Source organism: Chryseobacterium sp. NG-CE01 (assembly GCF_055695505.1).
In genome coordinates, this window is sequence record NZ_CM146369.1 from 3,892,650 (window position 1) to 3,905,467 (window position 12,818).

Annotated in this window: 10 protein-coding genes; 1 reads left to right on the forward strand and 9 read right to left on the reverse strand. The window is 37.8% G+C overall.

The annotated features are described in order from the left end of the window. Nucleotides 1–10: 10 nt before the first annotated feature. The 4 genes from carB to ACYT6F_RS17820 all read right to left on the reverse strand — a co-directional run bounded on the left by carB (nucleotide 11) and on the right by ACYT6F_RS17820 (nucleotide 6,014). Nucleotides 11–3,190 (reverse strand): carbamoyl-phosphate synthase large subunit, encoded by a 3,180-nt coding sequence (carB, locus tag ACYT6F_RS17805; RefSeq protein ID WP_472598962.1) that lies wholly within the window; start codon nucleotides 3,188–3,190, stop codon nucleotides 11–13. Nucleotides 3,191–3,369: 179 nt separating this feature from the next. Beyond that, on the reverse strand, nucleotides 3,370–3,816 hold the full coding sequence (gene tnpA / locus ACYT6F_RS17810) for an IS200/IS605 family transposase (protein WP_472598963.1): 447 nt from the start codon (nucleotides 3,814–3,816) through the stop codon (nucleotides 3,370–3,372). Between the two features lie 3 nt (nucleotides 3,817–3,819). Then, on the reverse strand, nucleotides 3,820–4,896 hold the full coding sequence (locus tag ACYT6F_RS17815; protein ID WP_472598964.1) for a carbamoyl phosphate synthase small subunit: 1,077 nt from the start codon (nucleotides 4,894–4,896) through the stop codon (nucleotides 3,820–3,822). A gap of 227 nt (nucleotides 4,897–5,123) precedes the next feature. Next, the gene (locus ACYT6F_RS17820; RefSeq protein WP_472598965.1) at nucleotides 5,124–6,014 is read right to left on the reverse strand and encodes an aspartate carbamoyltransferase catalytic subunit; all 891 of its coding nucleotides are present in this window, start codon (nucleotides 6,012–6,014) and stop codon (nucleotides 5,124–5,126) included. Nucleotides 6,015–6,259: 245 nt separating this feature from the next. Between ACYT6F_RS17820 and ACYT6F_RS17825 the strand changes: the two genes are divergently transcribed. Further along, nucleotides 6,260–6,721 carry an Lrp/AsnC family transcriptional regulator gene (locus ACYT6F_RS17825; protein WP_029293904.1) on the forward strand — a complete coding sequence of 154 codons (462 nt, stop codon included), beginning with the start codon at nucleotides 6,260–6,262 and terminating at the stop codon, nucleotides 6,719–6,721. 137 nt (nucleotides 6,722–6,858) lie between these two features. Here ACYT6F_RS17825 and argH read toward each other — a convergent pair whose 3' ends face one another. The 5 genes from argH to ACYT6F_RS17850 form a co-directional block, all read right to left on the reverse strand. Next, complete coding sequence (gene argH / locus ACYT6F_RS17830) at nucleotides 6,859–8,163, reverse strand: argininosuccinate lyase (RefSeq protein WP_472598966.1); 1,305 nt, start codon at nucleotides 8,161–8,163, stop codon at nucleotides 6,859–6,861. 294 nt (nucleotides 8,164–8,457) lie between these two features. Further along, nucleotides 8,458–9,540, reverse strand: a complete 1,083-nt coding sequence (locus ACYT6F_RS17835; protein ID WP_472598967.1) for a M20 family metallo-hydrolase — start codon at nucleotides 9,538–9,540, stop codon at nucleotides 8,458–8,460. Then, entirely contained in the window at nucleotides 9,515–10,309 is a 795-nt protein-coding gene (gene argB, locus ACYT6F_RS17840) for an acetylglutamate kinase (RefSeq protein WP_472598968.1), read from the reverse strand. The genes ACYT6F_RS17835 and argB overlap by 26 nt, the downstream gene beginning before the upstream one ends. Nucleotides 10,310–10,377: 68 nt before the next feature. Beyond that, nucleotides 10,378–11,358: a Rossmann-fold NAD(P)-binding domain-containing protein gene (locus ACYT6F_RS17845; RefSeq protein ID WP_472598969.1), complete on the reverse strand. Its 981-nt coding sequence runs from the start codon at nucleotides 11,356–11,358 to the stop codon at nucleotides 10,378–10,380. A 211-nt stretch (nucleotides 11,359–11,569) separates the two neighbouring features. Next, the gene (locus ACYT6F_RS17850; RefSeq protein WP_472598970.1) at nucleotides 11,570–12,709 is read right to left on the reverse strand and encodes an aspartate aminotransferase family protein; all 1,140 of its coding nucleotides are present in this window, start codon (nucleotides 12,707–12,709) and stop codon (nucleotides 11,570–11,572) included. Nucleotides 12,710–12,818 lie beyond the last annotated feature (109 nt).

The following is a 12,818-nucleotide window of genomic DNA, read 5'->3' on the forward strand; positions in this document are numbered from 1 at the left end:
TAATTTTACATTACATCGTTTCCATTTTGAAGCTCATGCTTTCGATTACTTTTAAGATGGCTTCTACCGTATCCATGGATGTTAAACAAGGCACCCCGTTTTCCACGCTCATTCTTCTGATCTGGAAACCGTCTCTTTCCGACTGTTTTCCTTTCGTCATGGTATTTACCACATACTGAACTTTTCCTTTCTGGATAAGGTCAATCAGGTTTACACTTTCTTCTCCGATTTTATATCCAATTTTGCATGGAATTCCTTTTTCTTCGAAGAATTTTGCCGTTCCTTCTGTTGCCCAGATTCTGAAGCCAACTTCATGGAATCTCGCCGCAAGATCAGCTGCTTCCTGCTTATGCTTATCTGCTACCGTGAATAGGATTGAACCGTGCATCGGAACTTTTCTTCCTGCTGCCACCAATCCTTTATAAAGCGCCTTTTCAAGGGTGGTATCTTTACCCATAACCTCTCCTGTAGACTTCATTTCAGGGCCTAAAGAGATATCAACTTTCGTTAATTTTGAGAAAGAGAACACCGGAACTTTTACGAAAACACCTTCTTTGTTCGGAACCAGTCCGCTTTCGTAGCCTAAATCTTTTAATTTCTGACCCAAAATTGCTTTTGTAGCAAGGTTTGCCATCGGAACTTCTGTGATTTTAGATAAGAAAGGAACCGTTCTGGATGATCTTGGATTGACCTCGATTACATAAACATTTCCTTCGAAAAGAACGTACTGGATGTTCATTAATCCGATGACATTGAGTCCTTTTGCTAATCTTTTCGTATAGTCAACCAACGTGTCGATTTCGCTTTGTGAAATATTCTGTGGAGGATACACTGCAATCGAGTCTCCGGAGTGAACTCCCGCTCTTTCGATGTGCTCCATAATTCCCGGAATAATAACTGTTTCACCATCGCAGATCGCATCGATTTCGACCTCTTTTCCAACCATATATTTGTCGACCAAGACAGGATGTTCAGGGCTTGCTTCTACTGCATTTTCCATGTAATGCGCCAATTCTGTTTCCGTGTAAACAATTTCCATTGCTCTTCCTCCCAAAACGTAGCTCGGACGAACCAAAACCGGATAACCGATCTCGTTGGCAATTTTTATTGCTTCTTCTTTTGAAACGGAAGTTTTGCCTAAAGGCTGAGGAATTTGCATTTCCTGAAGAGCTTTTTCAAACTTATCCCTATTTTCCGCTCTGTCTAAGTCTTCCAGAGAAGTTCCTAAGATCTGTACTCCGTGAGATGCTAATTTATCTGCTAAGTTGATGGCCGTTTGACCTCCAAACTGCACCACAACACCTTTTGGTTTTTCCAGTTCGATGATGTTCATGACATCTTCTTCCGTTAAAGGCTCGAAGTATAGTTTATCTGAAATGGAGAAGTCTGTGGAAACTGTTTCAGGATTATTGTTGATGATGATCGCTTCGTAGCCCATTTCTTTGATTGCCCAAACCGAGTGAACTGTTGCATAATCAAACTCAACACCCTGCCCGATTCTGATGGGTCCTGAACCAAGAACGATGATCTTTTCTTTGTCTGAAACAACACTTTCATTTTCTTCTTCGTATGTTCCGTAGAAATATGGGGTTTCAGATTCGAATTCCGCAGCGCATGTGTCTACCATTTTGTATACCGGCATCACTCCGTTTTCTTTTCTGAAATTGAAAACTTCACGTTCCGCCACGTCCCAAAGAACTGAAATGTTTACATCTGCAAAGCCCAGCTTTTTAGCTTCCAATAAAATTTCTTTGTTGAATTTATTTTCTGCGATTGTTTTTTCGAAGTCAATCAATTTTTTGATTTTCCAGATGAAAAATTTATCGATTTTGCTCCATTCTACAATCTGTTCCCAGTCGTACCCTCTTCTCAGAGCATCTCCGATGATGAATAATCTCTCATCGTCACAAACCCTGATTCTTCTTTCAATTTCTTCTGCGGTAAGTGCTGCAGCCTGTTTTGTTTTTAAACCGATATGTCTGATTCCTGTTTCAAGGGAACGGATGGCTTTCTGTAAAGATTCTTCAAAATTTCTTCCGATGGCCATTACCTCACCTGTTGCTTTCATCTGTGTTGAAAGTCTTCTGTCTGCCGTTTCAAATTTATCGAAAGGGAATCTCGGGAACTTTGTTACCACATAATCCAACGCCGGCTCGAAACAAGCGTATGTTTTTCCTGTAACCGGATTCATGATTTCATCAAGTGTTAAACCTACCGCGATTTTTGCCGCGATTTTTGCAATCGGATAACCGGTTGCTTTTGAGGCTAAAGCTGATGAACGGGAAACTCTAGGGTTTACTTCGATGATATAATAATTGAATGAATGCGGATCTAATGCCAACTGCACGTTACATCCTCCTTCAATTCCTAATGCTCTGATGATTTTTAACGAAGCGTTTCTCAGCAACTGATACTCTCTGTCTGAAAGCGTCTGAGAAGGTGCCACGACAATGGAATCTCCCGTATGAACACCCACCGGATCGATGTTTTCCATGTTACAAACCACAATCGCATTGTCATTGGCATCACGCATCACTTCGTATTCTATTTCCTTGAAACCAGCGATTGATCTTTCGATCAGACACTGTGTTACAGGGCTGTGTTTTAATCCTAATTCGGCAATTTCTTTCAACTCTGCCTCGTTGGAAGCGATACCTCCTCCTGTTCCACCCATGGTGAAGGCAGGACGAACAATTACAGGGTATCCGATCTGATCAGCAAATTTCAAGGCTCCTTCTACCGTGTTTACGATATCAGATTCCGGAACCGGTTCATTCAGTTCTCTCATCAGCTCACGGAACAGATCTCTGTCTTCCGCTCTGTTGATGGCTGAAAGTTTAGTTCCCAACACCTCAACTTTACATTCTTCCAAAATTCCTGACTTTTCCAATTCTACCGCCATATTCAGTCCGGTTTGCCCGCCAAGCGTCGGTAAAAGCGCATCTGGACGTTCTTTTCTGATGATATGACTTACAAACTGAAGCGAAATCGGTTCAATATAAACCTTATCTGCGATTTCAACATCGGTCATAATGGTTGCAGGGTTCGAGTTGATCAAAATAACCTTGTAGCCTTCTTCTTTTAAAGATAAGCAAGCCTGCGTTCCTGCGTAATCGAATTCCGCCGCCTGACCGATGATGATGGGACCTGAACCGATTACTAAAATTGTTTTTATGTCGTTTCTTTTCATTTTTCTTCTTTTTTTATTATTCCACGGATTTCATCCGTGGCTATTGTTATTGAACCACTTCATGGTTCTCTTGTTTTGGGCAGCCACGAAGTGGCTGAATTTTAATAGCCGTAGGTGAAACCTATGGGCTGAGAGTTTTAATCTCATTCAAACAACCTATGAAATAGGTTGAATATAATTTACCAAAGATATTTTTCATCAAATTCAATCCCATTAGACTTTAGCAAATTTTTATACTCGTCCTCAAAAGATTCATTCTTATGATGATCTTTCTGATTTTTAATATAATTGATGATCATATTTTTCTCTCTTTCAGAATAAGTGAATGCGCCGTAGCCACGTTGCCATTCTTCAAAATCGGGAAATAATCCACTCTGCTTAATCCATAAATTGGTTGAAACTTTTATATCTTTCACCAAACTGCTTAAAGAAACTGATGGATGCAGATCTATAAATAAATGAATATGATCTGGCATTCCATTGATTCTATAAAGTTTACAATTTTTGTTCTTAACAATTCCCCCAATGTATTTATACAATTCATCTTCATGCTCAATATTTAACACTGATTTTCTGTGCTTTGTACTAAATACAATCTGATAATATATCTGGCGAAATGTTGACATTGCTTATTTATTCTTAAAATCTTCCATCAACTGGATGAATTCATCAAACAAATAGTTCGCATCTTCCGGACCCGGGCTTGCTTCCGGGTGATACTGAACGGAGAAACAAGGATGAATTTTGTGTTTCAGACCTTCGTTTGTTCTGTCGTTCAGAGCGATGTGTGTTTCTATTAAATCTGTGTTTTTCAAACTTTCCTGATCTACGGCGTAACCGTGATTTTGAGAAGTAATCGCGACTTTGTTTTTTTCTAAATCCAAAACCGGATGGTTTCCTCCTCGGTGTCCGAATTTTAACTTGAAGGTTTTTGCTCCACAAGCTAAACCGATTAACTGGTGTCCTAAACATATTCCGAAAATCGGAACTTTTCCTAAAATCCCGCGGATCATTTCCAATGCCTGCTGATTATCTTCAGGATCACCGGGGCCGTTGGACAGCATTACACCGTCAGGATTCATCAGCAAAATTTCTTCTGCCGTTACATCCTGGGAAACTACTGTAATATCGCAGTTGCGTTGAGATAATTCCCTGATAATTCCCAGCTTGGAACCAAAATCTACCAACACTACTTTCAAACCTCTTCCCGGATTTGCGTACGGTGTTTTTGTAGAAACCTGCTCCACCTGGTTTGTTGGAAAGCTTGTTGATTTTAATTCTGAAACCACCGTGCTTTCATCAGCATCAACGTTTACGATTTTTCCTTTCACAACTCCGTGGTTACGAAGGATTCTCGTCAGTCTTCTTGTGTCGATTCCTGAGATTCCTGAAAGGTTTTTCTTTTTAAATAATTCATCTAAAGTAATCTGTGTACGAAAGTTTGAAGGCAAATCACAAAGTTCTTTTACAATAAGACCTTTGATAGCGGGTTCAATACTTTCGTAGTCATCTCTATTAATTCCATAGTTTCCGATAAGCGGATAGGTCATACACACAATCTGACCGCAATAAGACGGGTCAGAGATCAGTTCCTGATACCCTGTCATTCCGGTATTGAAAACTACTTCACCTGCAGTTTCCAATTCTGCTCCGAAACCTTCTCCATGAAACACTTCACCGGACTCCAGTATTAATTTTTTCTTCATTTTAAACTTTTATCTCTTATTATTTTATTTCTATTCTATTTAAACCACCCGTCAAAATTCATTTTGAATTTCGCCACTCCTCCAGAGGAGGGGAATTTTTGATATTATTGACAGATCGCTCCTACGGAGCTCTTCTATCTTTATTTTTCCATGGGTTTTACCCATGTCTATTGACAGGTCGCCCTTTCAGGGCTTGCCAACATTTACTTTTACTTTTTTCTTGGTTCTTATTTAAAAGTATATCCTTGATTTTCCAGCGTTTCTTTTAAAATGGCCATTCTGGCGAAGACACCGTTCTGCATTTGCCTGAAAATCCTGGAGCGTTCACATTCTACGAGGTCTGTGTCAATTTCCACACCTCTGTTGATTGGCGCCGGGTGCATGATGATGGCCTCTTTTTTCATGGCTTTTTCTCTTTCTTTTGTCAATCCGTACTTTCTGTGATATTCTGAAGCGGAGAAACTCATTTTCGAGTCGTGTCTTTCGTGCTGGATTCTCAATAACATTAGTACGTCTACATCGTGAATCATTTCATCAACGCTTAAATAGGTTCCATTGATCAGCGCTCCTTCGTCAAACCACTGCTCCGGACCAGAAAAGTATACTTTAGCGCCAAGCCTTCTCAATGCTTCCGCATTGGAATTGGCTACCCTACTGTGCTTAACGTCACCTACGATTCCTACTTTTAAGCCTTCAAATTTTCCGAATTCCTGGTAGATGGTCATTAAATCGAGCATACATTGGGAAGGATGGTTACCTGTTCCGTCGCCCCCGTTGATTACCGGAATTTTTATATTTTTTAATTGATCGAAATATCTGTCTTTTTTATCTCTGATAACAACCAGATTGATGCCCAAGCTCTCAATTGTCTTTACCGTATCATACAGGCTTTCTCCTTTGTTTACAGATGAGTTGGAAGCATCGAAAGGAACTACCTGCAAGCCTAATTTTCTTTCTGCAATATCAAAGCTTGTCTTGGTTCTGGTACTGTCTTCAAAGAAAAGATTCGAGCAGAAAACTTCCCCTTCTATTTTAGCTGTTTTTCCATTGGCAAAAGCTAAAGCTTCTGTTACTATCCTGTTGATTCTCTCGGTGCTTAGTTCTGTAATCGTAAACATAATATTTCAATTTTTTCACAAAAAAAAAGCGAAGAAACATCTTCGCTTAAAATAAATAAATATTGTAAAGGGCGCTGTCGCCCGGTAATTCTAATGATATAAATACTGTGTTATTCATTAGGCGCAAAGATACAACAATTTTGTAAATCAACAAAAGAAAATTTTAAAATATTAAAATACCACGATTTCTAAAATATTTTTCATTTATAAATACTATTTTTGTTACCATACAACGTTTATAAGATATGGACTTAAAAGATAAAATGATTCTCAGCATTATCCAGGAAGACTCTACTTATTCTGTAAAAGAAATTTCGGAAAAAATAGGGCTTACTTTTACACCAACCTATGAACGCATCAAGCAGCTGGAGAAAAACGGTATCATTGAGAAATATGTAGGACTCCTGAACCGTGAAAAATTAGGACTGAACATTGTGGTGTACTGTAATGTTCGTCTTAAGGAACAGTCTAAAAAGGTTCTTGAAACTTTCGAAAAAAACATCATGCAGCACGATGAAGTTCAGGAAATCACAAGTCTTTCGGGTGAATATGATTATATGCTGAAAATTATTGCTAAGGACATTAATTCTTATAACGATTTTACGGTAAATGTTATTTCCAACATTCCCAATATTGGTCAATACCACAGTTCTATCGTGCTTCATGAAGTGAAGAAGTCTACGAAGTTTAAGATTGATTTGGATTAAAAATTTATTTAAACCAGATACTTTAATTCATATTCAAGGATGCTTCGGTTTCGCTCAGCATACAACTCTACAAATGAATCGCTAAATCAATAGTATAGATGTGTAATGCTGAGAAATCTAAGTTTCATTTAAAATAATTAACCTAATAATTTATTCTTCAGTTTATTAAACTGATACTCTATTTTATCGAGACAAAGGTTTCCAATGCTTCCCTGATGCGTATGATTTAAATTTCCAATTTCAAAATCGAACTCATTATTTTCAATTTCCTGCCCTACTTTTATATAGGCATCCCGAAATGAACTTCCGCTTTTTACTTCTTCATTAATTTTTTCCACGCTGAAAAGATATTTGTACTTTTCATTTTCCAGAATTCCGTCTTTCACCTGAATATTCGGTAAGGTGTAACTTAAAATTTCAAGACATTCCTTTAATGAATCAATGGCCGGGAAAAGAATTTCCTTGGTAAGCTGCATATCTCTGTGATAGCCCGAAGGAAGATTATTCGTAAGCAAAATAAATTCATTCGGCAAAGCCTGAATTCTGTTGCAACGCGCACGAACCAGCTCAAAGATATCCGGGTTTTTTTTGTGCGGCATGATGCTGCTTCCTGTAGTAAATTCTTTGGGAAAGCTTATAAAATCAAAGTTCTGGCTCAAATACAGACAAACATCGTAAGAAAATTTGCCAAGCGTTCCCGCCATAGTCGCCATTGCCATCGACAGCATTTTTTCTGATTTTCCACGCGTCATTTGTGCATACACAGAATTATAATTCATGGATTGAAAGCCCAAATTATACGTTGTGCTTTCACGGTCAATGGGAAAAGATGAGCCGTATCCTGCCGCAGAACCTAACGGATTTTTATTGATGATATTTTTAACTGAAAACAGCATTTCCATATCATCCAGCAAGGCTTCCGCATAAGCTCCGAACCACAATCCGAATGATGATGGCATCGCAATCTGCAAATGCGTATAACCCGGAAGTAAAATATTTTTATGCTGTTCAGCCAACTTGATTAATATCTGAAAAAATTCATCTGTCAACAACGTAATTTCACGGATTTCATCTAATAAATACAATTTAATATCCAGTAAAACCTGATCGTTTCTTGACCGTGCTGTATGGATTTTCTTTCCGGTATCGCCTAATTTTTCAATTAAAATTGATTCGATCTGGGAATGGATATCCTCTGCAGTTTTATCAATTTCAAAGGTTCCGTTTTCGATATCTTCCAGAATTTCTGCTAAGACAAATAATATTTTCTCAGATTCTTCATCGGAAATAATTCCCACTTCTGCCAACATTTTACAGTGTGCGACGGAACCTCTGACGTCGTATTTTGCCAAACGCTCGTCAAAGTCAAGGTCTTTCCCGACTGTGAATGTATTGACTAATATATTGGTGGCATTATCGTCTTTTTGCCATATTTTTTTCATAACTTTTTCTTTAAAACATTAATTTTCTTTTGTCTTAAAACAAAAGAAACAAAAATTCAAAACTGGAAATCTCTGATTCGACGGAGTCAAACTCCGGCTAAAAATTAGTTCTGTTCTCTAAAAATTCTAAGCTTGCGCGAATTCAATATCTGGTTTTTGATTTAATATTTGTTTCGCGCTTCGAACAGTAGAATTTTCTTAACGTTCACAGAATTAATTTTCTTAACGCCTCCGATTCCTAAGTCGTTACTTACAAGCCTTCCATCATCCAGCTTCCTACTTCCTATTTCCGGCCTATAAAACTTTCTCTAAAATTTGAATATAAATCTCAATTCCCTCCGCAATTTCTTCAATGAAAATAAATTCATCTGCGGTGTGAGAACGCCTGCTGTCTCCAGGTCCCAACTTTACAGAGGTGCAGGGAATAATCGCCTGATCAGATGAAGTCGGTGAACCGTAGGTTGTCCTTCCGATCTCAAGACCTGCCTGTACAAAAGGATGATCCATCTCAATTTTTGAAGAATTCAACCTGAACGATCTTGCCGTTAAGGTTGATTTCATCTGCGACTGAATAATTTCAAATACTTCTTTATTCGAATATTCATCGGTAACTCTTACATCTAAAGTGAAAGTACACGATTCCGGAACCACGTTATGCTGAACGCCTGCGTGAATTCCCGACAATGTCACTTTAACTTCACCCAGATAATCTGAAACTTTTGGAAATTTAAAATTCAAAATGTTCCGGAGGTCATCCATACATTTTACAATCGAGTTATCATCATTCGGATGAGCGGCGTGAGAAGGAGTTCCTTTCATTTCTCCATCAATGACCAACAGCCCTTTTTCCGCGATTGCCAGATTCATCTGCGTCGGTTCTCCTACAATGGCAAGCTCCACATTCGGAAGCTGCGGAAATAAGGCTTCGATCCCGTCGTACCCGGAAATTTCCTCCTCGGCCGTCAAAGCAATAACAAGATTATATTTTAAGTTTTCCCGATCAAAAAAATGCAAAAAAACCTGCACCATCGAAACCAGTGAAGCTCCAGCATCATTGCTCCCCAAACCGTATAATTTTCCGTCTTTTTTAATGGGCAAAAACGGATCTAAAGTATAAGCTTTATTAGGTTTTACAGTGTCATGATGCGTATTCAGTAAAATCGAAGGTTTGAAAACATCAAAATTCTTATTCACCGCCCAGATGTTATTTTTAAAACGTTTTGTCGGAACTTGGTATCTTTTAAAAAAATTTTCAATTTCCACGGACGTATTAAATTCATCTTTGCTGAACGAAGGAATTTCAATCAGCTTTTTCAGCAATTCTACTGCGTTATTCAGCAATTCTTCCTTATTATAAAGAGATTTCAGTTCCTGCATGATGGTTTTCTATATGGTTTATTAGTTCGGTTTCTTTGATTAAGAAGACTTTATTCACATTATTTTTTACTGCTCCAAGTGCATTTTCAAGTTTGGGAAGAATTCCTTTGTGTAATTTGCCTTCAACTTTTAAAGCTGAAAATTCTTTCTCGGAAATATTTTTAATAACAGATTTGGGATTATTTACATCTTCCAAAACACCTTCTTTATCAAAGCAGTATAATAATTCTACGTCATATTTTATTGATAAAGCCTGCGCAATAACCGAAGCGATGGTATCTGCATTGGTGTTGAAAAGATGTCCTTTTTTATCGTGGGTAATTGCTGAGAACACCGGCACCAGCTCCCATTTGAGCATTTTGGAAATCAGCTTTTTATTAACACTCTTTTCTGTAATATCTCCCACAAATCCGAAGTCTATTTCGGTATGTTGTCTTTTTTTAGCTTTAATTAAATTCGCATCAGCACCGGAAAAACCTATGGCTTTGCATTTCTTTTGCTGAAGTTTTGCGACAATATTTTTATTGATTCCGCCTGCGTAGACCATTGCTACAATATCCAACGTATCTTTATCTGTGATTCTCCGGCCATTGACCATCTTCTGCTCAACGCCCAGCTTATCGGCTAAAGTCGTTGCCAGTTTGCCACCTCCATGAACCAGAATTTTCTTTTCCTGAATCTCGGAAAACTGCTCAAGGAACTGATCCAACAATTCTTCGTTATCAATTAATGCTCCTCCGATTTTAATGATGTATAATTTTTCTTTCATTTTATACATTTTTTTGATTGGACTATATCCAATCCTTTTATAAATCGTCCTTTCAGGACTCTATTAATTTATTTAGAATTCAATTCATCCAAAATTTCAGAGAAAACAGCCTGTGCAGAGAAAATCCGGTTTTTTGCCTGCTGGTAAATGATGGAGTTTTCACCATCCATCACCTCATCGCTCAATTCTACATTACGGCGGACAGGAAGGCAATGCATTACTTTAGCATGATTGGTATTTGTCAGCTTTTCATTTGTCAGCATCCAGTTATTTTCCACTTCAGGCATTGCAGCATAATCATCAAAAGATGACCAGTTTTTAACATAAATAAAATCGGCACCTTCTAAAGCTTCCTCCTGATTGTGAATCACTTTAATGTCTTTTGTAAAGTTTTTATCTAAATCATAACCTTCCGGATTGGCAATCACAAAATCAACATCCATTTCCTGCATCCATTCTGCGAAAGAATTTCCTACCGCGTGAGCAATCGGCTTGATGTGAGGCGCCCAGGTTAAAACCACTTTTGGTTTAGCCTGTGGTGAGCTTGACGAACTATCGAAATGCCAGTTTTCGGTAATCGTAATGCAATCTGCCAGACTCTGTAGAGGATGGCGTGTCGCTGATTCCAAGGAAACAACCGGAACTTTTGCATGTTGCTCAAACTGACTTAAAATACTTTCATTCACGTCATCTTCCTTATTTTTCATTCCGGCAAAACAACGAACTGCAATGATATCACAATACTGATTCAAGACTTCAATGGCGTCTTTGATATGTTCTACCGTATCACCGTTCATTACAGCGCCGTCTGCGAATTCCAGGTTCCATGCTTCCTGTGCTGCATTTAAGGTTAAAACATTTAATCCTAAATTCTGGGCTGCAATCTGGCTGCTCAAACGGGTTCTCAGGCTTGAATTTAAAAAGACAAGTCCGATGGTTTTCCCTTTTCCTTTTTCGGTTTCCGAAAGTGGGTTTTCTTTAATTTGTAAAGCTTTATTTATAATTTGCTGTAAGTCTTTAACGTCGCTTACAGAGGTGAATTTTTTCATTTTGAATTTGATTTGTTTTACCACAAAAGTTTCTTACACATAAGTTACATCAGATTTAAGTTTAAAACTTGAAAATATTTAGAACACATAAGTTGAAAATCAAAGATTTTTCGTAAGCTCTAATGCTCTTTAAAAGCTCTATAGATTCTTAAAACCGTAAACTTTTGTGACTTTTGACTTCGTCGAATCTTCGATTTGTGGTTAATTAATTTTAAAGATTTTCTAAAACAGTTTTTAAAGCATTAATAAAAATATCAGTTTCTTCTTTTTTAATGTTTAGCGCCGGAAGAATCCTTAATACCGCTTTATCATTAGAATTTCCTGTGAAAATATGATGATCATACAGGAGCCTGTTCCTCACTTCCGAGCAGTCCCTGTCCAGCTCTATTCCAATCATCAGACCTTTCCTCCGGATGCTTTTAATATGTGGAAAATTTTTAATTTCATTTTCAATATACTCACCCATTTCCTGAGCATTTCCGATGAGATTTTCATCTTTCATAACATCCAAAACCGCAATTGCAGCCACACAAGCCAAATGATTTCCTCCAAAAGTGGTTCCCAGCAAACCGTTACTCGCCTTAAATTTCGGATGAATCAAAACACCACCGATTGGAAAGCCATTTCCCATTCCTTTTGCCGTTGTAATGATATCGGCTTCAATTCCGAATTCCTGATGCGCAAAAAAGAATCCACTTCTTCCATATCCCGACTGAACCTCATCCAAAATCAAAACGACATCATGTTTTTCGCACAATTCTTTGATTTTAGTTAAAAATTCAAGTGTTGGAATCATAATTCCGCCAACGCCCTGGATTCCTTCAATAATAACAGATGAAATTTCGTTTCCTTGTTTTTCAAAAACCTCTTTAAGCTGTTGAATATTATTCCATTCAGACTTAATAAATCTTTCATCATAATTTACCGGAGCAACAATTTTTGGGTTGTCTGTCACCGAAACCGCTGCTGAAGTTCTGCCATGAAAAGAACCCGAAAAGTACAGCACTTTACTTCTTCCGTTATAGAAAGAAGCCAGTTTTAAAGCATTTTCATTCGCTTCAGCACCTGAATTACATAGAAACAGATTATAATCCTCCAGTCCTGAAAGCTTTCCTAATTTTTCAGCCAGTTCAGTCTGCAATGTATTCTGAACCGAATTTGAATAGAAAGAAATTTTATCTAACTGCTCTTTTAACCGATTTTGATAGTGCGGATGGTTGTGTCCGACAGAAATAACGGCATGACCTCCGTAAAAATCAAGATATTTTTCTCCTTTATCATCCCAGAGAAATGATCCCTGAGCTTTTACCGGATTAATGCTGAATAACGGATATACGTTGAATAAATTCATCTTAGTTGATTGTTTTGGTTGATAGTTGTCGGTTTTTCTGACAACTTATCTTTATTACTTTTCTTTTGTCTTGAAACAAAAGAAACAAAAGTTCTAGACTTGGAAACTT